The following is a 24,660-nucleotide window of genomic DNA, read 5'->3' on the forward strand; positions in this document are numbered from 1 at the left end:
TGTTCCGGGAATCCCACGGAGTGGCTGATGAGCGTGAAAACAGGACTGCGGGTGGTGGTCACCGGGGCCACCGGGAACGTGGGCACGAGCGTGGTGAGGGCGCTCGCGGAGGACTCGCGGATCGCCTCGGTCCTCGGTCTCGCCCGCCGCGTACCCGACCTGGACATCTCACGGACGTCCTGGGCGTCCGTGGACCTGGCCCACGAGGACGCCGGTGACCAGCTCGTGCGGCATCTGGAGGGCGCCGACGCCGTGATCCACCTGGCGTGGCGCTTCCAGCCGACGCACTCCCCCGCCACGACCTGGCGCACCAACGTCCTCGGGTCGCTGAGGCTGTTCGACGCGGTCGCCGCGGCACAGGTACCGGCGCTCGTCCACGCCTCGTCGGTCGGCGCCTACGCGCCGGGGCCGAAGACCGGTCCCGGGGTCGGCGAGTCGTGGCCCACGCACGGCTGGCCGGAGGCGGCCTACTGCCGCGAGAAGTCCTACCTGGAGCGGGCGCTCGACGCCTTCGAGCTGCGGCACACCGGGATCCGTGTGGCACGCATGCGGCCCGCGTTCATGTTCAAGGAGACATCCGCCAGCGAGCAGCGGCGGATCTTCGCCGGCAAATTCCTGCCGGGCCCGCTGATCAGGCCGGGGCTGCTTCCCTTCGTGCCCGACATCGAGGGACTGCGCTTCCAGGCTCTGCACACCGACGACGCCGCACAGGCCTATCTCCTCGCCGTTCTCCTCGACGCGCGTGGGGCCTTCAACCTCGCCGCCGAACCGGTCGTCGACGCGCGGGCCCTCGGTGAGCTGCTCAAGGCCAGGGTGGTGCGGGTCCCCCGGCAGGCGGCACACGCCGTGGTGTCGGCCGCATGGGGACTGCGCGCCGTTCCGGCGTCGCCGCAGCTGTTCGACGCGCTGCTGCGGATGCCGGTGATGAGCACGGCCCGGGCCAGGGAAGAGCTGGAATGGCAGCCGCGGCACACCGCCACGGCGGCGCTGGAGGAGTTCCTGCGCGGCGTCCGCAAGGGCTCCGGCGAGCGGACGGCGCCGTTGGTGGGCCACCTGGCGCACTGAGCGCCGCGCCCGTGGCCGTAGCGACCGGCCGGGGCGAAGCGGCCCGCGCGGAAGCTCTCGCGTGGTCCGCACGAAGCGCACGTGTACGAAGCGGTCCCCGGCTAGGGTCCGGACGGCTCCAGCAGTTCGGCGAACGGGCCGGTGCCGATCCGCGCCAGCAGATCCGCCGGATCGTCGAAGACGGCTGCGGCCCCGGCGGCCTCCAGGGCGGTACGCGGGATCCCGCCGCACAGCAGCGCCACGCAACGCACCCCCGCCCGCGACGCGGCCTGCATGTCCCACACCGTGTCGCCGACGAACACGGCGCGGTCGGCCGGAACCCCGGCCAGTTCCAGAGCGTGCTCGACCGGGTCGGGAGCGGGCTTTCCCTCGGCCACGTCGTCGGCGCCCGCGATCGCGGAGATGGCGTCGTCCGCGTCGACGGCCCGCCGGAGCGCGGCGAGCTCCGACCCGCCGGCCGAGCTCGCCAGTACCACCGTCCAGCCGTCGCCCGCCAGGGCGCGCAGCAGATCTCCCGCCTGGTCGAACGCCGGCAGCCGGTCGGAGTACGTCCCGTAGAGGGCCTTGTGAGCGGCCTTGATCGCCTCGTCCTGCGCGGTGTCCCGCTCGTCGCCGAGCACGTGCTCCACCAGGTCCTGGCCGGCCAGCCCGACGGAGCGGTGGATGTGGTCCATGGCCACGTGGTGCCCCGCCTGCCGGAAGGCTTCCCACCAGCAGACGACATGGAGATGGTTGGTGTCGGCCAGAGTCCCGTCGACGTCGAACACAGCGGCGCGGTCCATGTCTCAGGTCCTTCCCCAGGTGCTACTGCGGTACGGCGTTGTCCGTGGCGGTCACGTTGAAGATGGCGCCGTCGGGATCCCGCAGGGTGACCTCGGCGCCGTGCGGGGTGGTGCGCTCGGCGAGGACGGTGCCGCCGTGCCGGTCGGCCGTACGCACCGTCTCCTCGAGGTTCTTCACCGCGAAGTGCACGTGCCAGCGGGGATGGAGCAGGGGGTTCGTCGCGGTGCCGTCCGCTCCGGAGGTGAGTCTGGCGAGCACCCGTCCTTCGCGGTGCAGCACGACCGCGCCTTCCAGGTAGCTGACCTCGCAGCAGCCGGCCCGGTCGGACGCCCAGTCGAACACCTCGCCGTAGAAGATCGCCGACTCGAAGGCGTCCTTGGCCAGCAGCCGGATCCACGCGGGCGCCTTGTCACGCCAGGCGGGCCAGTCCCGCATGAGTTCGCCCTCCCAGAGGCCGAAGACGGCGCCGTCGCGGTCCGCCGCGAGTACGCCGCGGCCCATGGACAGGGCCAGCGGACCCACCGCCACGGTGCCGCTGCGTTCCCGGATGCGACTCGCGGTCCGGTCGGCGTCCTCCACGGCGAAGTACGGGGTCCAGGCGACGGCGACGGTCAGCGCGGGTGCCAGCGCGCCGATCCCGGCGACCGGCGAACCGTCGACCACGGCGACTCTGAACTGGTCGCCCAGTCTTCCCTTGCGGAATTTCCAGCCGAGCACGGCCCCGTAGAAGTCCTGGGCCGCCTGCAGGTCGCGGGCCATGAGGCTGACCCAGCAGGGCGCGCCGAACACCGCGGCGGACGCGGCAGCGGCGGCGGTCACGGTCGGGGTCGAGTTCTCGTTCATCACCATGTCCGGCGGTCGGGGGCGGTTCACGCGGGGCCGGTTCCATGGTGCTCCCCCGGGCGGCGACCGGCGAACGCGGCGTCACGGTCCGTGTGCGAAAGGGAGCCTTCAGTCACCCGGTCCGGCTGTGCTTCCCTGACTCGAGTGCCCTGGTGGCGGCCGTCCGTAACGCCGGTGCGGCGGCCGCGTGCGCGGCTGTCGGGAGCGCTGCTCCGCCCGGGCGTGGCGGCTGCGCCTTCGCAGCCACCGGTGCGGCGGCGAAGACGGGGCAGGGCCCGGCCGGGGAAGCCCGGCCGGGGAAGCCCGGCCGGGCCCTGTCGCATGGAAGGGGAACAGGTCAGCGGCGTGCCAGCACCTCGACCACCTGCCGCGCCGTGTCGGCGCTCGACTGCGGGTTCTGGCCCGTGACGAGGTTGCCGTCGACGACGACCCGGCTCGCCCACGCCTCGCCGGGCCGGACCACGGCGCCGAGCTCACGCAGGCGCGACTCGACCAGGTAGGGCGACTTGTCGCCGAGGCCGCCCTGCTGCTCCTCCTCGTCGCTGAACGTGGTCATCTCACGCCCGGAGAAGGCGAAGGAGCCGTCCTCGCCCACGGCGCTGAGCAGCGCCGCCGGGCCGTGGCAGAGCGCCGCGACGATCTTGCCCTGCGCGTCGGCGTCGGCCAGCAGCCGGCCGAGGTCGGCGCTGACGGCGAGGTCGGCCATCGGACCGTGACCGCCCGGGATGTACACGGCGTCGTAGTCGCCGGCCGACACCGTGGAGAGATCGGTGGGCCGGGCCAGCTCGGCGTCGAGGGCGTCCAGGTAGGCACGGAACCTCTTGGCGTCCGCCTCCTCCACGCCGCCGCGCTCGTCGAGGCTGATGGGGTCCACGGTCGGCCGGACGCCGCCCGGGGTCGCGATGACCACGTCGTGGCCCGCCTTCCGGAGCACCTCGTGAGAGGCGGCCACCTCCTCGGCCCAGTAGCCGGTGGGGTGGCTGGTGCCGTCGGACAGCTTGAGGCTGTCGGCGCCGGAAACGACCATGAGGATCTTCGACATGGAACAGTCCTTACGGGGCTCGGGTGTGTTGCGGTTCGATACGGACAACCCCAGCTTTGACCCCGCATCATCCGCGGGCATCATGAGCGTCATAACTTCTCTTATGGAGCGAGGGTTGCGTGCCCGGACTTGATCTGCTGTCGACCTTCGTGGAGATCTACCGCTGCGGGTCGCTCTCCGCCGCGGCCGAGCGCCTCGGGCTCACCCAGCCGGCCGTGAGCGGGCAGCTGGCCAGGCTCGAGGACCAACTGGGTGAGCAGTTGTTCGTCCGCTCCCGCAAGGGCGTGACCCCCACCGCGCACGCGGCCGACCTCGCCGCCCGCGTCGGCACGCACCTCGACGAGCTGCGGGCGGCGCTGGAACCGTCGAGGGCCGGGACGGCGCACGTCGGGACCGTGCGGATCGCCGGCCCCGGCGAGCTGATGGCCATGCGCGTCCTGCCCACGCTCGCCCCGCTGACGACCCGGGGGCTGCGGATCCATGTGACGCTGGGTCTCGCCAGGGACCTGCTGGCCGCGCTCGCGGAGGGACATGTGGAGCTGGTGGTGTCCGCCATAAGGCCGACGCAGCAGGACATCGTGGCCACGCCGCTCATCGACGAGGAGTTCGTCCTCGTCGGCGCGCCGTCCCTGGCCCGCAGCGTCGACAGCGCCCGGCTGGCCGGTGATCCGGTGGACGCCCTCGCCCATCTGCCGCTGGTCGGTTACGCGGACGACCTGCCGATCGTCCGCCGCTACTGGCTGAGCGAGTTCGACCGCCGGCCGCCGAACCACATTTCCGTGATCGTCCCGGACCTGCGTGCCGTTCTGGCCGCGGTGGTCGCGGGTGCGGGCGTGAGCGCCCTCCCCCGCTATCTCGCCGAGCCGGCCCTTTCGGCGGGCTCCGTCGAACTGCTTCATGAGCCCGCCGCCCCGCCGCTCAACACGCTCTACCTGGCGACCAGGGCAGGGGCCCTCGTCCATCCGCCTTTGGCGCTCGTCCACGACCACCTCCGCACCCGCGCCCACTCGTGGGGCGCGCTCTGACGGGCCGCAACGCCTGGTGAGAGTGGGGCAGTTGGGACGGAGCGCCATGGCCGAAAGCCGACGTACCGGAGCGCTGCCCCCGCCATCCGTCTGTACCGCCGTGCAGCGTCTCCCTAGCATGTGGATCCCACAGAACCGGATCTCCATCGACGCGGGTGAGGACTGGATGCAGAGTTCGTGGCGCCCCGACGCCATCGACACCAAAGTGCCCAGCGTGGCACGTATGTACGACTACTTCCTGGGGGGCGACGACAACTACCAGTCGGACCGCGACGCTTGCGAAGAACTTCTGAAGCAGGTCCCCAGTACGAAGACGCTCGCCGTCAACAACCGCCGCTTCCTGCGGCGTGTGGTGCGGATGCTGGCGGCCGACTACGGCATCCGCCAGTTCATCGACCACGGATCCGGTCTGCCGACCCAGGACAACGTCCACCAGGTCGCGCAGTCGGTCGACCCCGAGTCCAGGGTCGTCTACGTCGACAACGATCCCATCGTGCTCGCGCACGGCCGGGCCCTGCTCGACGAGAACGACCGCACCACGGTCATCCAGGCCGACATGCGCGACACCGACGGTATTTTCGGCCATGAGGAGACCCAGCGGCTGATCGATTTCAGCCGGCCTGTCGCGGCTCTTTTCGTGTCGGTGATGCACTGCATCCCGGACGAGGACGATCCGGCCGGTCTCGTGCGGCGTGTCGCGGAACGACTGGCACCGGGCAGCTTCCTGGTCGTCTGCCAACTGGTGAGCGACCGGCCGGAGATCCGCAAGTTCGTCACCGAGTACATGGCGCAGGCCACCGACAACCACTGGGGCCGGGTCCGCGAGGAGCACGAGGTCGCCGCCTACCTCGACGGCATGGAGATCCTGGAGCCCGGGCTGGTGGAGGTCTCCACCTGGCGCCCTGACAACGATCTGGCGCCCGTGCAGCAGACCGACGAATGGATCGAGTGGGGCGGGGTCGCGCGCATCCCGTAGCGGCACGGCGGTACGCGCAAGCGGCGACCCCGTGAGCCGGCTCGAAGGAGCGGGCTCGCAGGGCCGCCGCTGTCGCCGTCCGGCGGCGCGGGCTTCGAGGACGAGCACACCGCACGGCGGATCACGGCGACATGCTCGGGTCCCAGGCGTTCAGAGGCTCTTGATGCGCTGCTCGAGCATTTCCAGCGACTGCTTGGGAGTGAGGGCGCACGCGCCGAGCCGGTCGAGCATGTCACGGTACTGCTCGACGGCCTGCGGCTTCTGGGAGAAGGTGCTGTCGGTCAGGTGCTCGATGTAGACCGCGTCCTTCAGGTCGCTCAGCGCGAAACGCAGATAGGTCACGCCCGTACCGACGCCGACGGAGGCCGTCACCTCCAACGGCGCGACCTGCAAGGTCACCCGCGGCCGCTCCATCATCCCGACGAGGTGCAGCAGTTGCTCACGCATCACATGCGGTCCGCCCACCGTACGCATCAGCACGGACTCGTCGATCACGGCCCACAGGCGGGGTGCCTCCGGCGTGTCGAGCTGCCGCTGGCGCTCCTGGCGCAGCTCGACCCGGCGCCGCACATCATGCGTCAGGAGGTGCCCCGGTCCTGACCGGACGACGGCCTCGGAGTACGCGGCGGTCTGGAGCAGACCGGGCACGTAGAACGGCTCGTAGGTACGGATCGTCGCCGCGGCGCCCTCCAGGGCGACCAGCGGCTCGAAGAAGTCCGAGAGGACGTCGCTGAAGGAGCGCCACCAGTCGGTCTGGCGGGACTGCGTCACCAGCCGCATGAACTCGTCGACCTGCTCCTACGCCGCGACGCCGTACAGATTCAGCAGCGCCATCGCGTCGGCCGGCTTGCAGCCGTGGCGGCCCAGTTCGATCCGGCTGGTCTTGGAACGCGAGAAACCCAGCCGGGCGTCGACGTCCGCAGGGTCCAGCCCGGCGTTCACCCGCAGTTGGCGCAATTTGCCACCCAGGATCAGCCTGAGGGCGGTCGGGTTGTTCTCGACCGCTCCCAGCGGCCGGACGAACAACGACGGACTCGGTTCGACTGCAGCCATCAGGCGCTCCTGCGGAGAAATAGGGACGACGACAGTATCCAGCACTCGCGTGGCGAGGCCATGGGGAAGTCGCCCACTCACCGACTGTTTTCAGCCGATTACCGTGTCGAAACCACCCTCACGGGCTCCTGCCACGAATCCCGCGAACGCGTCGCGTGAGCAGACGAGTGCCGGTCCGTGCGGGTCACGTGAGTTCCGGATCGCGATCCGGTCGCCCGGCAGCGCCGCCATCTCCACACAGTTCCCCGTGGCGTTGCTGTGGCTGCTCTTGATCCACGTCACCGACTCCAGCGCACTGGCCTGCATTCCGTTGACGAACTCCACGCCCATCAACTCCTCACTGCTCGCACACGTTTGGTCCGGATCCCACCGATGCAATCCCATCTGCAATTGCATCCGCGGGTCGGCTCGACAATACTCGCCCTGTGTCTGCTGTCGAACGGCGAAGCCTGCAGGGAGACATGACCAGTGACGACTCACGTGCCGGCGCGCTCGGGGACCGATGTACGGCATGGGTTCGGGAGCGGTCTCACGCAATCTGGCGTGAAACGTCCGCCCCGCATGCCCGCCGACGCGCCGGAGTACGCCCCGGAGGAGCCGGTGGTCCCCGGCGGCTTCTCCGCGTGCGGGCTGGACGGCCGCCCGAGGAACGCGGGGCAGGCGAGGAAGTTCGCCGCGAGCACCCTCCACGAGTGGGCGCTGCGACCCTTGGTGGCCGACGTCGAGCTGATCGTCAGCGAGCTCGTCGGCAACGCCGTGCGGCACGCTCTTCCGCCCGCCGCGCCGTGCACCGACGAGTACCCGGTCTGGCTCGGTCTCTTCCGCTACAGCAGCCAGCTCGTCTGCGCGGTGACCGACCCCAGTCCTGAGCCGCCGCGCCTCGGTGATCCCGGCCCGGCCGCCTCTGGCGGCCGCGGCCTGTTGCTGGTCGACTCGCTGAGCGACAGCTGGTCGTGGCGGCCGACACCTCCCGCGGGCAAGACCGTCTGGGCGTGCCTGCCCCTGCCGGGACAGCGGGGCTCCACCTGAGCCGCGACACACCGGCGGCCCAGGCCGGCCGGTGCGGAGGGCCCGTCAGGCCGAGGGGCCGTGCGTCCGGTTCGGGCGCTCTCCGCCGGGCGAGGGCCGGCCGGGTCAAAGAGCCCGTCAGGGCGAGGGCCGGTGCCCGTCGTCGGGCAGCATCAACAGCCGGGAGCCGCCCGGCTCGACTGACACCGTCCGGTCCGTGAGCCGCACCTCGATCGGTCCACCGTCCGAGGCCGGCACGCCGATGTGCAGTTCTCCGGGCCGCATCCGCACCCTCACCCCCCAGTGGCCGTGATAGCGGACGGAGAAGCCGTACTCGGCGAGCTGCGGCGAGTGCACGGGGTCGAACCACAGCGCCCCGCCACGGGTCTCCATCCCGGTCAGGCCACGCTGCACCAGGTCGAGTGTGCCCGCCATCGCCCCGAGGTGGATGCCTTCCTCCGTGGTGCCGCCCTGCAGATCGGCGATGTCGCCCTCCAGTGCCTCCTTGACGTAGGTCCACGCGTCCTCGCGCCGTACGCGTGCCAGCACCCACCCGTGCACCAGGCCGCTCAGGGTCGAGCCATGGCTGGTGCGCTTCAGGTAGTAGTCGACGGTCCGGTGCCAGGTCTCCTCGTCGAGTTCATGGCCCAACCTCCTGAAAAGGCCGCTCAGTTCGGCCGGCGAGAAGAGGTACCCCAGCATCAGGACGTCGGCCTGCTTGGACGCCTTGTAGCGGTTGACGGTGTCGTTCTCGGCCTCCAGCACCCGGTCGAGACGGCGGATGTCCCCGTGCCGGGCGCGCAGGCCGTCCCAGTCGAGCTCCTCCAGGTCGCCGTAGCCGTGGAACTGGCTGATGACACCGTCATGGAAGGGCACGTACATCCGGCGCGACACCTCCTCCCAGCGGGCGAGCTCCCCGCGGTCCAGGCCGATGCGCTCGTACAGCTCACGGCGGCGCGGCTCCGGCAGTTCACGCACCACCTCGAGGGCGCGGGCCAGCACCCACACGGCGGTGACGTTCGTGTACGCGTTGTCGTCGAGACCCGGCAGGCAGGAGCCCGGGTACGCCTCGTGGTACTCGTCCGGACCGACGACGCCGCGGATGCGGTAGCGCTCCAACTGGTCGTCGTACCGCGCGAATCCGGCCCAGAACCGGGCGACCTGAGTGAGCATCTCCGCGCCCTTGGTGTGCAGGAACTCCGCGTCGCCGCTCGCCTCGCAGTACTGCCAGACGTTGTACGCGATGGCGGACCCGACATGGTGCTGAAGGCGGGAGTGGTCCGGCAGCCAGCGGCCGGACCGCGGGTTGAGGTGCAGCTCCTGCGTCTCCTCGCGGCCGTCGCTGCCGCTCTGCCACGGGTACATGGCGCCGGTGTGACCGGCGTCGCGGGCCAGCACGCGGGCCTGTTCCAGCCTGCGGTACCGGTACATGAGCAGGGCCCGGGAGACCTCGGGGAAGTGCAGGTTCAGATACGGCAGGACGAACAGCTCGTCCCAGAAGATGTGTCCGCGGTACGCCTCGCCGTGCAGACCACGGGCCGGCACACCGACATCGAGGTCGGCGGTGTGCGGCGACAGCGTCTGCAGCACATGGAAGAGGTGCAGCCGCAGAATGCTGCCCGCCTCCCCCGGCACGTCCAGCTCACCCCTCCGCCACAGCTGCCGCCACGCCGTCCGGTGCGACTCCAGCAGCGCCTCGAAGCCCGGCGCCCGGCCGACCCGTCCGAGGGCCGCGTGCAGCGGGTCGCTGATCGCGGCGTCCCTCGAGGTGTGCAGCGCGACGGTCTTGTCGACCGTGCGGGTGACGCCGCCCGGGAGGGTCAGCCTCAGCAACTGCACGGCACGCAGCGGTTCATGGGCGTTGCGGGCCCGTTCCTCGTCGGTGGGTTCGTCGGCGATCGTGCGGGCCGCCATGCCGATCCGGATGTCGGAGGTCGTGGTGCGGCAGCGCAGCCACATGGTGTCGGGCTCGCCGTCACCGGCGTTGACGTGGACGAGATGGCTGCCGTTGAGCTCCCGGTAGCGCGCCACGCCGCTGTTGGTCACCGCTCCGTCGAGCGCGGCCTCGACCTCGATGTCGCCGGACCAGCCTTCCGCGGTGAACTGGGTGCGCAGCACGGCGAGATGGGGATCGGCCATGTGGACCAGCCGCAGCTGGCGCACGGTGAGGGCACGGCCGTCCTCGGCCACGTAGCGCATGGTGCGCTCGAGGGTGCCGGCCCGCAGATCGAGGCTCTGGCGGTGTTCGGCCAGCGCCGTGCTGTCCGGGGTGAACCAGGCCGCGTCGCCGGCGACGCGGTAGAGACGGAAGCGCAGGGGCAGCCAGTTGGGCAGGTTGACCATGTCCTCGTTCTCGACCTGCCGGCCGGCGACGGTCGAGGTGAGACGGTTGTAGCAGCCCGCCGCGTACGTGCCCGGGTAGTGCGTGTCGTCAGCGGTGCACTCGGGGGCGGCTCCCCGTGTGGCGAAGTAGCCGTTGCCGAGGGTGCACAGCGCCTCGCGCAGCCGTTCGCGCGCGGGGTCGTATCCCTCGTACGTCCAGATCCACTCGTGCATGGTCAGTCCTCTGGGGGCTCGGGGGCGGCCGGTTCCGCGTGGCGTTCCGCGGGCACGGCCGGTTCGCCGGACCGGTCCTGCCCGGCGGGGAGCAGTTCGGCGAGGTCCCGGACGACGAGGTCCGCGCCGTGCTCGAGCAGGGCGTCGCCCGTCCCCGGACCGGCCGTACGGTCCACGCCGATCACCAGGGCGAAGCCGCCGCGTCGGCCGGCCTCGACGCCGGCCAGGGCGTCCTCCACGACGGCCGCCCGGTCCGGGGGGACGCCGAGCCGTCGGGCCGCCTCGAGGAACAGCGCGGGCTCCGGCTTGCCCGGCAGCCTCAGGCGGGCCGCCTCCACGCCGTCGATCAGGACGTCGAAACAGGGCAGGACCCCGGCCCGGGTGATCAGTTCCCGTGCGTGGCGGGACGCGGACACCGCCGCCAGTGGAACGGCACGGTCGCGCAGCATCCGCAGCAGTCGTGCGGTACCCGGGTAGGCGTCGATGCCCTGCTCACGCAGTCGCTGGGTGAACAGCCGCTCCTTGTACGCGGCGACGGCGCCCACCGTGTCCGTCCCGGGCGCGTCGTCAGGGCTTCCCTCGGGCAGCCGCAGCCCGCGCGAGGCCAGGAACGCCGCGGCCCCGTCCTGGCGGGAACGGCCGTCGACGTGGCGCAGATAGTCGTCCCGGACGTCGAAGGGCCGGCGGGCCTCGGGGGCGTCCGGCGGGTGGGCCCGCAGGCAGGCGTCGAAGGCCGTCTTCCAGGCCGCGGCGTGGACCCGGGCGGAGTCGGTGATGACGCCGTCGGTGTCGAGGACGACGGCGTCGACACCGCGCCAGCGGGGGCCGCTCACGGCCGCGTGCGTTCCGGGATCGCCGGCCGGGTCGGGCGGTGCGGGACCCACGCGTACGTCCATGGCTGTCCTCCCTGCTCAGTGACCCCGTCGGCCGGGCCGCACTCGTTCGCCCGGTGGAGGGAGCCACGCGTTCAAGGATGGCCGCGTACCCCGTGCTCTGCGCGCTGAAGCCCGGGCGTGCACGTGCCCGCCGGACGGCTCCGCCCGCGCCGTGGCGGCGGGCGGCAGCCGCGATCATGTTCCGGGCGCCCGAAGCGGCTCCGCCGGGGTGTCCCGGGAGGTCCCGGCATCCCCCGCCCACCGTGAGTCGCTGCCGGGCGGATGGGTACCCGCCGCAGGAAGAGCGGCCCGCCACGAAACCCAGGCGAAGGGCTTTTCGATGGCACGACGAGTTCCGGGCGGCCCCGAGGACCCGCGGTCCCCTGCTCCCGCCCTCCCGTCTCACCAGGGCGACGACTACCTGGACCAGATCCAGGACGGCCTCCGGCAGGTCGCGCACGCGCACGGACGCGTGCGGGAACTGCTGGGCGCCGTTCTCGCGATCAGCAAGGAGCTGGAGCTCGACTCGGTACTGCGCACCATCAACGAGACCGCCCGTCAGCTGGCGCAGGCCCGCTACGCCGCGCTCGGTGTGCTGGACGACTCCGGTGAGTTCACCGAGCTGATCACCTCCGGCTTCGGCCGCGACCAGTTCGCCGCCCTCGGCGACCGCTTGCCGCACGGCACCGGCCTGCTCGGCGAGCTGGTGCGCGATCCGCACCCGCTGCGCGTCGACCGTGTGGCGCGACATCCCCACGCGATCGGCTTCCCGCAGGGCCACCCGGCGATGACCAGCCTGCTCGGGGTGCCGATACGCGTGCGCGACAAGCTCTACGGCACGCTCTACCTGGCCGACCGGAGGAGCGGAGAGCCGTTCACGGACGACGACGAGAACATCGTCGTGGCGCTGGCCGGGGCCGCCGGTGTGGCCATCGAGAACGCCCGCCTGTACGACCGGTTGAGACACGCCACGGAGGACTTCCAGCGCAGGCTGCTGCCCCGGATGCCCCGTCGTGAGGACCTCGAACTCGAGGCCAGGTACCAGCCCTCCACCGAGACGCCGCGGATCGGGGGCGACTGGTACGACCTCGTCCGGCTGCCGGGCCGTGTGCCGTGTCTGATGGTCGGGGACGTGATGGGCCACGGCCTCGAAGCGGCCACCGTGATGAGCCAGATCAGCAACATGCTGCGGGTGATCGCGTTCGAGGAGGAGGAGCCGCCGAGCCGCATCCTGCGCCGGCTCGACGAGGTCCTGCACGAACTGCACGGTGGCCCGATGGCCACCGTCATCATCGCCAGGCTCGAGCCCAGCGCCCACGGCAAGCGGCTGCACTGGTCCAGTGCGGGCCATCTGCCGCCGCTGCTGGTCACACCGGACCACCGGGCCCGCTACCTGGAGACGGACACCGGCCTGCCGCTGGGCGTCGATCCGGCGATGGAGCGCGAGGACCAGGCGGAGACGCTTCCGCCCGGCAGCACACTGCTGCTGCACACGGACGGGCTGGTCGAGCACCCCCGCCGGTCCATCGACGAGGGGATGGCCGACGCCACCGGCATCGCCGCCGTGCGGGCGTCCGCCCCGCTGTCCGAGCTCTGCGACGCGCTCCTCGAACACGGCCACCACGCGTTCCACGACGACGTCGCCCTCCTCGCGGCCCGCCTCGCCTCCTGACGCGGTCCGGGTCCGCCGCGGACGCCGACCGCCGGGACGGAGCGGCGGTTCGGGGGCGCCATGTGTCAGGACGTGTCCCGTACCTCGGTGTCCTCCACCTGGGACCCGGGGGCGGCGCGGTTGGGCGCGGCCGGGCTGTGCGAATGCTGCCGGGGCGGCGGCTCGCCGCCCCGGCCCTCGCCCCGCTCCGGGATGCGCAGGGCGAGGAGGGCGACGTCGTCGCCGCTGGGCGCCAGACGGGCGAGGAGCTCGTCGCAGAAGTCCTCGACGTCCCGGTGGGCGAGTTCGGCGGCGTGCCCGCGGAGCTGGTCGAGGCCTTCGTCGATGGAACGGGTCCGGCTCTCGACCAGGCCGTCGGTGTAGAGCAGCAGAGTGGAGCGGGCGGGGAGCTTCTCACGGGCGTCCGGCCATCCCAGGCCCAGATGCAGCACGGAGTCCATGCCGAGGAGGGGTCCGTGGCCCGCTTCGAGGTAGCGGGCCTGGCCGTCGTAGGTCACCAGGAGCGGCGGCGGATGGCCGGCGTTGACCCAGTGCAGTTGCCACGGCCCTCCCTCCTGGCCCTCGATCCGGGCGAAAACGGCGGTCGCCATGGGGGCGTCGCTGGTGTTCGTCATCGCCTCGTCGAGACGGCGCATGATGAGGCTGGGAGGCTCCTGCCGGTCCCAGGCGAGCGCGCGGAGCATGTTGCGCACCTCTGCCATGTGGGCCGCGGCCTTGAGGTCGTGGCCCACGACGTCGCCGATGACCATCGTCGTGACGCCGTCGGCGAGGAGGAAGGCGTCGTACCAGTCGCCGCCGATCTCGGCGGCGCTCTCCGCGGGCTGGTAGCGGGCGGCCATCTGGAGGTGGTCCACCTGGGGCAGCGGCGTGAGGAGCTGACGTTGCATGGTCTCCGCCAGCTGCCGTTGCTGGTCGAACAGCTGGGCGTTGTCCAGCACCAGGCCGGCCCGGCGGCCGATGTCGGCCAGTACCAGCAGGTCGGCCTCCGTGCAGGGCGGGCGTTCGCCGCTGCGCGCCACGGTGAGCGCGCCGAACACCTGGCGCGTGGTGCTCAGCGGCACCACCACGGCCGAGTGCCCGCCGAGCCGGTCGAACAGGTCCCGGTGCGCCCGCGCGAGCGGCGCCTGCGGGGTGAGGTCCTCGGCGTCCAGCCGCAGGGGCCGGCCGCCCCGCATCACCCGGGCGAGGGCCGACGCGGAGGGTGCTTCCGTCAACGGCGGCAACGGCCCCAGCAGCGTGTCCGAGCAGCCGTCGTCCTCCCCGCCGAAGTCCTCCCCGCCGTGGTCCGCCCCGCCGAAGTCCTCCCCGCCGTGGTCCGCCCCGCCGAAGTCCTCCCCGCCGTGGTTGTCGCACCGCACGACGATCCGGCGCATGTCGTCGGCCTGAGGGTGCGTACGAAGATCGACCGCCGCCCAGTCACCCAGCTCCGGCACCAGCAGGCGCACCAGCCGGTTCAGCATCTTCGGGACGTCCAGGGTGGAACTGAGCACCGCGGAGATCTCCGCGACGATCGTCAGCCGCTCGGTGAGCTCCTCCAGTGCGATGAGGTGCGTCGCCTGCTGGTCGGCGGCCCGGCGGTGCAGGCTGAAGTCGTGGAAGACGATCACCGCGCCCTCCACCTTCCCCTGCCGCACCAGGGGCGTGGCGGCCCAGATGATCGGGACGGTCGTGCCGTCGGCCCGCAGATAGAACTCGTCGCTCCCCTCCGCGGGGCTGCCGGTTGTCAGTACGGAAAGGACACGGCACTCGTCCCGGGGGATGGGCCTGCCGTCGGCCTGCCGGTGCAGCAGGTCGTGGAGGTCCTGACCGCGCATCTGCCCGGTGTCGCGGTCGAGGAGACGATCGGCCCACGCGTTCGAGGCGGTGAGCCGCCCCGAGGTGTCGGTGATGAACAGCCCGGCACCCACGCTCTCGAACACGGCGCGCAGGAAGTCGAGCTCCAGCGGCCGGTCAGCGCCGTTCACGCCCCACCATCCCCGGGTCGCCCGTTCCTCCTGCGCCGCACCGGCGCGGGCCCGTCTTCGACGGCCCTCTCGTCATGCTCGCATCCGGGGCGGCAGCGCGCTGCTCCACCGCCCGGCCGGGCGGGGACACCGCAGTGGCCGGGCCGCGCCCCGCACGGCCGGGTCGGGGTCGCACCGGGGCGTCCGGGAACCGGCGGACGGGCCGTCCCTGCCCGCCGGACCTGGGCGGGGCTACGTGAGGGCTTCCCGCACCGCGTCCGGGAACCGGCGGAAGGGCAAAGCCCTGCCCGCCGGTCAGCGGCGGGCTACGTGAGGGCCTCCCGCACCGAACCGTCCCGCACGGCCGCGCGTGCCGCCGTCGCGTCCGGGGCCGCCAGTGCCAGCCCGGCGAGCCGCCGGCAGTCGTCCAGCGAATGGGCCGCCAGGGTGGCGCGGACATCGCCGAGGCAACTCGGCGCGGCCGAGAGACTGCTCACGCCCAGACCGACGAGGACCAGGGCGAGCATCGGGTCGGCCGCGGCTTCGCCGCAGACCCCCACGGGGCGGTCGCAGGCCGCTCCGGCCTGGGCGGCCGTCCGCACCAGTTCGAGCAGGGCAGGCTGCCACGGGTCCAGGAATTCGGCCAGTGTGCCCAGGGTGCGGTCGGCTGCGAAGGCGTACTGGGCCAGGTCGTTGGTGCCGATGCTGAGGAAGTCGCACTGCCGGGCAAGGTCTTTCGCCCGCAGCGCCGCGGCCGGGACCTCGACCATGGCGCCGGCGGTCCGCAGCCCGTGGGCCCGCACCCGTGCCGTGAACTCCGCTGCCTCACCGGGCACGGAGACCATGGGCGCCATCACCCACACGTCGGCCTCCGTGTCCTGCGCCGCCGCGGCGATCGCGGCCAGTTGCGCCTCGAGCAGCTCCGGGTCACGCCGCGCGGTCCGCAGGCCGCGCACACCGAGCGCGGGGTTCTGCTCGTCGGCCGCGGTGACGAACGGCAGTGGCTTGTCGGCCCCCGCGTCCAGGGTCCGTACGACGACCCGGCGCCCCGCGAAGGCGTCGAAGACCGTGCGGTAGGCGCCGGTCTGCTCCTCCGCGGTGGGGGCCTGCTCGCGGTCGAGGTAGAGGAACTCGGTGCGGAACAGCCCCACGCCCTCGCTGTCGGCCGCCGCGGCCGCGTCGAGTTCCGGCAAGGCGCCCAGGTTGACCAGCAGTTTGACCGCGTGCCCGTCCGCCGTCCGGCCGGGGCCGCTGACCCGGGCCGCCGCCTCACGCCGTCGTTCGTCCCGCGCCGCGGCCTCGGCGACGGTGTCCGGGTCCGGGTCGGTCACGACCGTGCCGGCCGCGCCGTCGACGAGCACCGGCGTGCCGTCGGTCAGCGCCGCGGCGGCGGCGCAGCCGACGACGGCCGGCAGGCCGAGGATCTTCGCGAGGATGGCGGTGTGGCTGGTGGGGCCGCCGCGTTCGGTGACCAGGGCGAGGACCTCGGCCGGGTCGAGCAGAGCGGTGTCGGCGGGCGCGAGATCCTCCGCGACGAGGATGTACGGGTGGCCGGGGTCCGGCAGGCCGGGCATCGCGTGGCCCTGTACCGCCGCGACGGACCGGTGGCGGAGGTCGTCGAGGTCGGCGACACGTTCGGCGAAGTAGCCACCGGCCGCCTCGAGCGACGCGCGGAAGGCGCGGAACGCGTTGTCGAGCGCGTGGGCCGCGTCGGCCCCGCCGGCCACGAGGTCGCCGACCTGGTCGGCGAGTGTCGGGTCGGCGGCCATCATCGCCTGGGCGGAGAGGACCTGCGCCGCGTCGCCGCCGACGGCGGCCGCCCGCTCCTCCAGGTCCGCGGCGACCCGTGCCAGCGCGGCCCTGGCCGCTGCCGCCTCGGCCGGTACGTCGGCCGGGTCCACGGTGCGGGGCGGCGGCAGTACCGACGGCTGGGCCATCCGGGCGACGGGCCCGGCGGCGCTGCCGCCGCCGACGCCGATGCCGTCCAGCACCCTGGTGGCCGAGGTCGCGGGTGCCGCGGTCGTCGTCGTCCCGGTCGTCACCGCTGCTCCTGGGCGTCGAGGTCGGCGGCGACGAGCGTGGCCAACTCCTCGATGGCGGCCTCGGCGCCGTCGCCTTCGGCGGACAGCACCAGGGGTTCACCGTGCTTGGCGCCGAGTGCGAGCACCGACAGCAGGCTGCGGGCGTCGACCGGTGCGCCTCCGTGGCGGGCCACGGTCACCCTGACGGGCTGGCGGGCGGCGGCCTGGACGAAGACCGACGCGGGCCGGGCGTGGAGTCCGGAGCGGGAGCCGATGACGACAGTGCGCTGGGGCATGGGGATGACACTCCTACGGGATGGGGTGGGTACGAGGGCTGCCGGTGGGGGTGTGTGTCGGCCGTGGAAGGGCACAACGCTGGGCCGGCGGGCGGAGCCTGGCCCGGGAACCGCGGCCGCAGACCTGTCCAGGGCCTGTCCGGGTACGGGACCGGTCCGGGAGCCGGTTCCGGGGCGGGACCGCTCCGGGGCCGGACCGGCCCGGGGCCGGTTCCTCCCGGCCCGCCGGGCCCGGCCGAACCTGCCGGGAACCGTTCCCGGCAGGCCCGGGACGGACCGGGCCAGGGCTCTCAGGCGGCGGCCGGGACCTTGGGGTCCGCGGCCTCGGCGACGGCCGGGGCCGTGGCCGCCGTGCCGGCCGGCTTGCGGCGGCTCTTGAGGAGCACCACCAGGGCGGCGGTGACGACGGTGCCCGCGGCGATGGCCAGCAGGTACACCAGCGGCCCGCCGATCAGGGGTACGACGAAGACGCCGCCGTGCGGGGCGCGCAGCGTGGCGCCGAACGCCATCGACAGTGCGCCGGTGACCGCGCCGCCGGCCATCGCGGACGGAATGACCCGCAGCGGGTCGGCCGCGGCGAACGGGATCGCGCCCTCGCTGATGAACGAGGCACCGAGGACCCAGGCGGCCTTGCCGTTGTCCTGCTCCGCCTTGGTGAACAGCTTCGCGCGCACGGTCGTCGCCAGTGCCATGCCGAGGGGCGGGACCATTCCGGCCGCCATCACCGCGGCCATGACCTTCAGGCTGCCGTCGGTGGGGGCCGCGAGGCCGCCCACCGCGAAGGCGTAGGCGACCTTGTTGACCGGGCCGCCGAGGTCGAAGCACATCATCAGGCCGAGCAGGACGCCGAGCAGCACGGCGTTGCCGCCGGACAGGCCGCTCAGCCAGTCGGTCATGGCCTTCTGGAGGGAGGCGATGGGCTTGCCGACGACGATGAACATCAGGAACCCGACGACGGCGGCGGAGATGAGCGGGATCACGACCACCGGCATCACACCGCGCAGCACGGTCGGCACACGGACCCGCTGGATCGCCATCACGACCGCGCCCGCGATGAGACCGGCGGCGAGTCCGCCGAGGAAGCCCGCGTTGACGGTGACGGCGATGGCGCCGCCCACGATGCCGGGTACGAGTCCGGGCCGGTCGACCATGCCGTACGCGATGTATCCGGCGAGGACGGGGACCAGGAAGCCGAACGCGGCGCCGCCGATCTGGAAGAGCAGGGCGGCCCAGCTGGCGGCCTCCGTCCACACGAAGTGCTCGGCGACCGAGGGGGCGCTGTTGATCTCGTAGCCGCCGATGGCGAAGGCCAGCGCGATGAGGAGACCGCCCGCGGCGACGAACGGCACCATGTAACTCACGCCGGTCATCAGCCACTTGCGCAGACGGGTGCCGAAGTGCTCGCCGGGGACGCCGGTGTCCATGGGCGCCGAGGCGGTGGCCGCGGCGGTGGTCTCACCGCGGGCGGCCCTGCCGCGTACGTCGGCGATCAGTTCGGCGGGCCGGTTGATGGCGGCCTTGACGCCGACGTCGACGGTCGGCTTGCCGGCGAACCGGTCCTTCTCCCTGACCTCCACGTCGTGCGCGAGGATCACGGCGTCGGCGGCCGCGATCACTCCCGGGGCGAGCCGGGTGAATCCGGCAGAGCCCTGGGTCTCGACGACGAGTTCGACGCCCGCGGCCTCGCCGGCCTTCTGCAGCGACTCGGCGGCCATGTAGGTGTGGGCGATGCCGGTGGGGCAGGACGTGACGGCCACGATCCGGAAGGGGGCGGCCGCGGCCGGAGTCTCGCCGGCCGCCTCGGGGGCGGGCGCGGGGGCGGGCTCCCGAGCGCGCTCGGGGTCACCGGCGGGCTCCGCCGGCACCGTCGCCTCCTCGCCGCGGATCAGGGCCGCGACCGCCGCCGGATCGCGCTCGGCGCGCAGCGCGTCGGTGAACCCGGTGTCCATGAGCCGCCGGGCCAGGGCGGAGAGAATCGTCAGATGGTCGTCGTCGGCTCCCGCCGGCGCGGCTATCAGGAAGATCAGGTCGGCGGGCCCGTCCGGGGCGCCGAAGTCGATTCCCCCGGCGCTGCGGCCGAAGGCGAGGGTCGGGGCGGTGACGTGCTCGCTGCGGCAGTGCGGAATGCCGATGCCGCCGTCCAGGCCGGTCGGCATCTGTGCCTCGCGGGCCGCCACGTCGGCGAGGAAGCCGTCGAGGTCGGTGACGCGGCCGACCGCGACCATCCGCTCGGCGAGGGACCGCGCGGCGGCCTGCTTGGTATCGGCGGCCAGGTCGACGTCGACCAGTTCTGCGGTGATCAACTCACTCATCACGCGGCTCCTTGCTCGCGAACCGCCCCAGGGCGGTGGTGGGACGTGGTGGGCGGGCCCCGGCGCCGACACGGCCGCAGGGCCGCGCGCCGGTACGAGGGGGACGGTGGGTCCGCCCGGGACGGACGGTCATGACGCCGGCTCCCCGAGGACGCGGTCGAGGGGGACGGAAGCGGTGACCGTCACCGCTTCCGGGTCCAGGTCGGCCGGTGACGGCATGACGCTGCCCGGCAGTTGTACGGCGGCGGTGCCGTGGGCGACGGCGGCCGCCAGGGCGACGGGGCCGGCACCGCCCGCGGTGAGGAAGCCGGCGAGGGAGGCGTCCCCGGCGCCGACGTTGCTACGGACGGCCTCGGCGGGGGCGTGGCCGAACCAGACGCCGGTGTCGTCGACGAGCAGTTGGCCGTCCGCTCCCAGGCTGGCCAGCACGGCGCGGGCGCCCCGGTCACGCAGTTCCTCCGCCGCCTTGACGGCGTCGCCGACGGTGGCGAGGGGGCGGCCGACCGCTTCCGCGAGTTCCTCCGCATTGGGTTTGACCACGTCGGGCCGCTCCCCCAGGGCCGCGGTGAGGGCGGCGCCGGAAGTGTCGAGGGCGACCCGCGCGCCGGCCCGGTGGGTCCGCGCCACGAGTTCGGCGTACCACTCCGGACGCAGGCCGCGCGGCAGGCTTCCGCAGCAGGCGATCCAGTCCGCCTCCGCCGAGCGGGTGCGGACGGTCTCGAGCAGCGCTTCCGCCTCCGCAGGGGCGAGGTCGGGTCCGGCCGCGTTGACCTTGGTGAGGGTGCCGTCACGCTCGACGAGCGTGATGTTGACCCGGGTCGAACCGGCGACGGGGACGCCGGCGGCCTCGATGCCGTGCTCGCCGAGCAGCCGGTCGAGCAGCGCGCCCTCCGGCCCGCCGAGCGGTACGACGGCGACGGTGCGGTGGCCGGCGGCGGCCACCGCCCGGGAGACGTTGACGCCCTTGCCGCCGGGGTCGACCCGGTCCACGGCCGCGCGCAGCACGGCGCCGCGGTCCAGGGAGGGCAGTTCGTAGGTGCGGTCCAGGCTCGGGTTGGGAGTGACGGTGAGGATCATGCGCGGACGACCTCCGTGCCCTGCCGCTCGATGGAGCGGGCGTCTTCGGTGCTCAGGCCCGTGTCGGTGATCAGCAGGTCCACGTTCGCCAGGTCGCCGAAGCGGGCGAAGTGCTGCTGCCCGAACTTGGAGGAGTCCGCCAGCAGGACGACCCGGCGCGCGGCGGCGATCGCGGCCCGTTTGACGGCCGCCTCCGCGAGGTCCGGGGTGGTCAGGCCGCCCTCGGTGTCGAAGCCGTTGGTGGCGAGGAAGACGACGTCGGCCTTGATCTCGCCGTACGCGCGCAGGGCCCAGGCGTCGACCGCGGCACGGGTGCGGTGCCGGACCCGCCCACCGACCAGATGGAGGGCGATGCCCGGGTGGTCGGCGAGGCGGGCGGCGACGGGCAGCGCGTGGGTGACGACCGTCAGCCCGGATTCCACCGGGATGCCGGCCGCCAGTCGGGCGGACGTGGTGCCGGCGTCCAGGATCACGCTGCCGTCGCCGGGCAGCTCGCCCAGCGCGGCGCGCGCGATCCGTTCCTTCTCGTCGGCGGCGACCGTGTCGCGCTCGGCGAGGTCTGGCTCGAAGTCGAGGTTGCCCGCCGGGATGGCGCCGCCGTGCACACGCCGCACCAGCCCCGCCCGGTCGAGGGCCTTCAGGTCGCGCCGCACGGTTTCGGCGGTGACCTGGAACTCCTCGGCGAGGGACAGCACATCCACCCGACCGCTTTCGCGGGCCAGGCGCATGATCTCCTGCTGACGCTCCGCTGCGAACATGTGGTTTTACATCCGTTTCCATGACCGAGTCTGTGGTTTTCCTTGATGCTACGCACGAACCACGGGGAAGTAAACAGATCCGGGCATGCAAACGGACAGAAACAGGCCCGCGCGTCAGCGAGGGGACAGGCCGTGGTCGCGGAGCATGCCGACGGACAGACCGCGGGCACGGCAGTCCGCCACGACGGGACGGAGCGCCCCCAGGGCCGCTCGCCACGAGCCGGGAGCGCTCATCGCGTCGGTGTCGTGCAGCAGCACCGTCGCCCCGCCTCTCAGGGTCCTGCCCAGCTCCGCGCGTACGCTCCCGGGCGTCGCCCCGGCCGTCCAGTCACGGCCCCAGGAGGTCCACAGCACCGGGCACAGCGCGTTGGCCCTGGCCGCGTACCACCGCCCGCCGGTGAGAATCCCGTAGGCGGGCCGGTACCAGAGCGGCCGCTCGCCCGAGACCTCCGTGACCAGGTCCGCCGTCCGCGCCACGTCCCGCACGTCCCGCGACGGCCGCGGATACCACGGCCTCTCGTGGTGCCAGCCGTGCACGGCCAGTTCATGGCCCTCCGCTGCCATGTGCCTGCCGAGACCGGGGTGCTGGGCGAGCCGGCTGCCGAGCACGAAGAAGGTCGCCCGTACGGAGAGTTCGTCCAGGGCCCGCAGGAAATGCGGCGTGGTGCGGGGATCGGGTCCGTCGTCGAACGTCAGCGCCACCCGGTCCTGGCGCCCTCGCCCGTCGAGGACCGGGGCGAGGGCGCCGCGCACTCCGGGAAGCCAGGTCGCCGCGGGCCCGATGTGCGCACCGGCCGCGAGGAGCGCCGCGCTCGTCACCGCCAGGGCCGCGGTGGATCCGCTGTTCATGTGCATCACCATTTCCCCGTACCGCCCGTGCTCTCCGGATCCTCCGCCAGCAGCGGGGACCTGGCCAGTTCCACACAGCCGCCGATCAGCAGACCGAGTGCCACCGCTTCGAGCGGCGAACGCCATCCCAGATGAACGTTCTCCTGGAACAGCACCACCCCGAGCACCACGCTCAGCAGCGCGTCACCGAGCGTCAGAGCGGGCTGGGACGCGGCCAGCGATCCCGCCCGGAGCGTCACCTGGAGCAGCAGGAAGCTGCCGAGGCCGACGCCCATGGCCGTGTACAGCTGCCACGTCGCGAACACCGCCCCGACGCCCTCCGGCAGCCGGCCCAGCGCGTCCTTCAGCAGCACGGCGGTGCAGGAGAAGCCGATCGCCGTCGCGGTGCCCAGCACGGCCGCGCGGGGGGCCGACGGCAGCCGGAGCGAGACCGCGACCAGCACGGCCACCGCGGCGGCCAGCGAGAGCCCGGCCCACACCCAGTGCGCGGTCGGTACCGTGTCCCGGCCGCCGGACGGGGCGGCCAGTGCGAGGAACCCCCCCAGGCCGACCGCCATCGCCACGAAGGCGATCCGTGTCCGCGGGTCGGGCCGACGCCGGAAGGCGATGCCTCCGACCACGAGGGTGAACAGCAGTTCCGTGCTCATCACCGGTTGCACCACGGCGAGCGGCCCGGTCGCCAGCGCCAGTGCCTGGAGGGCCCCGGACAGGACGAGCATCGCCGCGCCCCACACCCATACCGGCCGGCGCAGCAGGGCCATGACCGTCGCGCCGGCGGAGTCCGCGAGGGCCCGTCTCTGCAGCACTGAGGCCGCGGCGTTGGCGAGTGCGCCGAGCAGCGCGAGGCAGACGGACAGTGCCGTCATCGCGGCACGTCCCGCCCGCGCGCCGGGCGGCCCGCCCGCCCGTCGTCGTCCGCCGGGCCCCGCACGGGGGTCGAAGCGGCGCGGGACCGACGGAACATGCGGACCTCCCGGATCACGGACCGAGCGGGTCCAGCCTGTCGAGTAACGGGTCCAGCCTGTCGGGGAACGGCCCGGTCGCCGCCCGACGGCAGGCGTCGCGGTCGCCGGTTCACCCGATCGGTCCCCCCGGCCCCCTTCCCGGGCACCGGTGGCTCCGGTCCGGGGCCACCATGGACCGGACGGATCTTTCCGGCGCTCGCGCGGCGAGGAGGTGGCCCCATGGGCGGGCGCTTCATGGTGCTCAGTGCGGGCATGGGAGCCGGCCACGACGCGGTCGCCGGTGAAATGGCGCGCAGGCTCGCCGCAGCGGGCCACGAGGTGCTGGTGCGTGACGTACTGACCCTGCTGCCGCCCGGCGCCGGGCGGGCTCTGCGGTCGTCCTACCGGTTCTCCGTACGGCACGTTCCGGGCCTCTACGCGGGCGTCCACGCGGTGTTCCTGGAGCAGCGGAACGGCGCGGGCGGGCCGCCGTCACGCCGCGGCCCGCTCACGGACATGGCCCCGTTGGCCGCACTGGCGGAGGGCCGGCTGAGGGCACTCGTGCGCGACCGGCGCCCCGACGCGTTGGTGTCGACCTTCCATCTGGCCGGTCAGATCACCGGCCGGATGCGCCACCGCGGCACGCTGGCGGTCCCGAGCGCCGTGTTCGTCACCGACTTCGCCGTCCACCGCGGCTGGCTCCATCCGGGCAACGACCAGTATCTGTGCGTCACCCGGACGTGCGCGGAAGCGGTACACGCGGCGACCGGCCGGCCGGCGGCGGCGCCCGGGCCGGTGGTGCCGCCGGAGTTCGGCGGTCCGGCCGCGCAGGACCCGCCGGGCTGGGCCGACGGCCGTCCGCCGGTGCTGATCTGCACCGGGGCCTGGGGCGTTGGGTCAGGGCTGACGCGTACCGCGGAGGTGCTCGCGCGCCACGGCTGCCTCCCGGTGCTGCTGTGCGGCCGCGACGAACGGCTGCGCCGCCGGGCGGCCGCGGTGCCGGGCGCGGTCGCCCTCGGATGGGTGGACGACCTGCCGGAACTGATGGCCCACGCACGGCTGTTGATCGACAACGCCGCCGGCCAGACCGCGGTACAGGCGCTCGCCGCGGGCGTTCCCGTCATCGGCTACCGGCCGATCGCCGGCCACGGCGTCAAAGGTGTGCGCGCGATGGCGGCGGAGGGCGTGACGGCGTGGGCCGGCGACATCGGCGAACTGCTGGCCCGCGCCGAGGAGTTGCTGGCCCCTGGTCCGGTGAGGGACGGCCAGGTCGCACGCGCCGCCGCCTTGTTCCGCGACGACGCGGCACGCCTCGTCGCCGCCCTGGCCGGTGGCGGCCCCCCGGGCGTCTGAGGCCGGGGGCGACGCATCGCCTCGACCGAAGCGCTCGCGTCCGGGCCGATGCCACCGCGGTGGCGAGCGGCCGGCGGCGACGCACCGCCTCGGCCGAAGCGCTCGCGTCCGGGCCGATGCCACCCCCGGGGCCTCCCGCCCCGGGCCAACCCCACCGCCCGGGCCCAAGCCCGGAAAACAGGGGCCCCGCCCCAATGCATAAAAAAATA

General features: G+C 73.3%; 20 protein-coding genes and 1 pseudogene. 6 read left to right on the forward strand and 15 right to left on the reverse strand.

The genetic code is table 11. From position 1 onward, the window contains the following. Positions 1 to 27 precede the first annotated feature (27 nt). Positions 28 to 1,065, forward strand: coding sequence for an NAD-dependent epimerase/dehydratase family protein (locus AB0K36_RS20170; RefSeq protein ID WP_364596050.1), 1,038 nt, complete (start codon positions 28 to 30; stop codon positions 1,063 to 1,065). Positions 1,066 to 1,166: 101 nt separating this feature from the next. On the opposite strand, the gene AB0K36_RS20175 is transcribed toward AB0K36_RS20170, so the two are convergent. The 3 genes from AB0K36_RS20175 to AB0K36_RS20185 form a co-directional block, all read right to left on the reverse strand. Continuing rightward, positions 1,167 to 1,847, reverse strand: coding sequence for an HAD family hydrolase (locus AB0K36_RS20175; RefSeq protein ID WP_364596053.1), 681 nt, complete (start codon positions 1,845 to 1,847; stop codon positions 1,167 to 1,169). Positions 1,848 to 1,869: 22 nt separating this feature from the next. Beyond that, entirely contained in the window at positions 1,870 to 2,691 is an 822-nt protein-coding gene (locus tag AB0K36_RS20180; RefSeq protein ID WP_189473067.1) for a VOC family protein, read from the reverse strand. Between the two features lie 337 nt (positions 2,692 to 3,028). Beyond that, positions 3,029 to 3,733 carry a type 1 glutamine amidotransferase domain-containing protein gene (locus AB0K36_RS20185; protein WP_364596056.1) on the reverse strand — a complete coding sequence of 235 codons (705 nt, stop codon included), beginning with the start codon at positions 3,731 to 3,733 and terminating at the stop codon, positions 3,029 to 3,031. Positions 3,734 to 3,852: 119 nt separating this feature from the next. Between AB0K36_RS20185 and AB0K36_RS20190 the strand changes: the two genes are divergently transcribed. Next, positions 3,853 to 4,758, forward strand: a complete 906-nt coding sequence (locus tag AB0K36_RS20190) for a LysR family transcriptional regulator (protein WP_364596059.1) — start codon at positions 3,853 to 3,855, stop codon at positions 4,756 to 4,758. A 166-nt stretch (positions 4,759 to 4,924) separates the two neighbouring features. Continuing rightward, complete coding sequence (locus AB0K36_RS20195) at positions 4,925 to 5,734, forward strand: SAM-dependent methyltransferase (RefSeq protein ID WP_364596115.1); 810 nt, start codon at positions 4,925 to 4,927, stop codon at positions 5,732 to 5,734. 150 nt (positions 5,735 to 5,884) lie between these two features. Here the strand turns inward: AB0K36_RS20195 and AB0K36_RS20200 are convergent. Further along, a pseudogene (locus AB0K36_RS20200) lies at positions 5,885 to 6,787 on the reverse strand (helix-turn-helix domain-containing protein). A gap of 90 nt (positions 6,788 to 6,877) precedes the next feature. After that, complete coding sequence (locus AB0K36_RS20205) at positions 6,878 to 7,117, reverse strand: DUF397 domain-containing protein (RefSeq protein WP_364596062.1); 240 nt, start codon at positions 7,115 to 7,117, stop codon at positions 6,878 to 6,880. A gap of 213 nt (positions 7,118 to 7,330) precedes the next feature. On the opposite strand from AB0K36_RS20205, the gene AB0K36_RS20210 reads away from it, so the two are divergent. Continuing rightward, positions 7,331 to 7,816: an ATP-binding protein gene (locus tag AB0K36_RS20210; protein WP_364596065.1), complete on the forward strand. Its 486-nt coding sequence runs from the start codon at positions 7,331 to 7,333 to the stop codon at positions 7,814 to 7,816. A gap of 117 nt (positions 7,817 to 7,933) precedes the next feature. Here the strand turns inward: AB0K36_RS20210 and AB0K36_RS20215 are convergent, their stop codons facing one another. Then, the gene (locus tag AB0K36_RS20215) at positions 7,934 to 10,351 is read right to left on the reverse strand and encodes a glycoside hydrolase family 65 protein (RefSeq protein ID WP_364596068.1); all 2,418 of its coding nucleotides are present in this window, start codon (positions 10,349 to 10,351) and stop codon (positions 7,934 to 7,936) included. Between the two features lie 2 nt (positions 10,352 to 10,353). Beyond that, the gene (locus tag AB0K36_RS20220) at positions 10,354 to 11,247 is read right to left on the reverse strand and encodes an HAD family hydrolase (protein ID WP_364596071.1); all 894 of its coding nucleotides are present in this window, start codon (positions 11,245 to 11,247) and stop codon (positions 10,354 to 10,356) included. Positions 11,248 to 11,566: 319 nt separating this feature from the next. On the opposite strand from AB0K36_RS20220, the gene AB0K36_RS20225 reads away from it, so the two are divergent. Beyond that, on the forward strand, positions 11,567 to 12,898 hold the full coding sequence (locus tag AB0K36_RS20225) for a PP2C family protein-serine/threonine phosphatase (RefSeq protein WP_364596074.1): 1,332 nt from the start codon (positions 11,567 to 11,569) through the stop codon (positions 12,896 to 12,898). A gap of 65 nt (positions 12,899 to 12,963) precedes the next feature. On the opposite strand, the gene AB0K36_RS20230 is transcribed toward AB0K36_RS20225, so the two are convergent. The 8 genes from AB0K36_RS20230 to AB0K36_RS20265 form a co-directional block, all read right to left on the reverse strand. Continuing rightward, the gene (locus tag AB0K36_RS20230; RefSeq protein WP_364596077.1) at positions 12,964 to 14,862 is read right to left on the reverse strand and encodes a SpoIIE family protein phosphatase; all 1,899 of its coding nucleotides are present in this window, start codon (positions 14,860 to 14,862) and stop codon (positions 12,964 to 12,966) included. 305 nt (positions 14,863 to 15,167) lie between these two features. After that, entirely contained in the window at positions 15,168 to 16,883 is a 1,716-nt protein-coding gene (gene ptsP / locus AB0K36_RS20235) for a phosphoenolpyruvate--protein phosphotransferase (RefSeq protein ID WP_364596080.1), read from the reverse strand. Continuing rightward, positions 16,880 to 17,158 carry an HPr family phosphocarrier protein gene (locus AB0K36_RS20240; protein ID WP_364596083.1) on the reverse strand — a complete coding sequence of 93 codons (279 nt, stop codon included), beginning with the start codon at positions 17,156 to 17,158 and terminating at the stop codon, positions 16,880 to 16,882. The genes ptsP and AB0K36_RS20240 overlap by 4 nt, the downstream gene beginning before the upstream one ends. Positions 17,159 to 17,448: 290 nt before the next feature. Next, complete coding sequence (locus tag AB0K36_RS20245; protein WP_364596086.1) at positions 17,449 to 19,470, reverse strand: PTS fructose transporter subunit IIABC; 2,022 nt, start codon at positions 19,468 to 19,470, stop codon at positions 17,449 to 17,451. Between the two features lie 129 nt (positions 19,471 to 19,599). Then, entirely contained in the window at positions 19,600 to 20,547 is a 948-nt protein-coding gene (gene pfkB, locus AB0K36_RS20250; RefSeq protein ID WP_364596089.1) for a 1-phosphofructokinase, read from the reverse strand. Further along, positions 20,544 to 21,305 carry a DeoR/GlpR family DNA-binding transcription regulator gene (locus tag AB0K36_RS20255; protein ID WP_364596092.1) on the reverse strand — a complete coding sequence of 254 codons (762 nt, stop codon included), beginning with the start codon at positions 21,303 to 21,305 and terminating at the stop codon, positions 20,544 to 20,546. Before AB0K36_RS20255 ends, pfkB begins: the two co-directional genes overlap by 4 nt. 114 nt (positions 21,306 to 21,419) lie before the next feature. Continuing rightward, on the reverse strand, positions 21,420 to 22,154 hold the full coding sequence (locus AB0K36_RS20260) for a polysaccharide deacetylase family protein (protein WP_364596095.1): 735 nt from the start codon (positions 22,152 to 22,154) through the stop codon (positions 21,420 to 21,422). 5 nt (positions 22,155 to 22,159) lie between these two features. After that, a complete protein-coding gene (locus AB0K36_RS20265) occupies positions 22,160 to 23,020 on the reverse strand; it encodes a DMT family transporter (RefSeq protein WP_364596098.1) in 861 nt (286 codons plus the stop codon). A gap of 318 nt (positions 23,021 to 23,338) precedes the next feature. On the opposite strand from AB0K36_RS20265, the gene AB0K36_RS20270 reads away from it, so the two are divergent. After that, complete coding sequence (locus AB0K36_RS20270) at positions 23,339 to 24,451, forward strand: MGDG synthase family glycosyltransferase (RefSeq protein WP_364596101.1); 1,113 nt, start codon at positions 23,339 to 23,341, stop codon at positions 24,449 to 24,451. The last annotated feature ends 209 nt before the right edge of the window (positions 24,452 to 24,660 follow it).

It is taken from the genome of Streptomyces kurssanovii, assembly GCF_040677245.1.
Lineage (GTDB): Bacteria > Actinomycetota > Actinomycetes > Streptomycetales > Streptomycetaceae > Streptomyces > Streptomyces kurssanovii.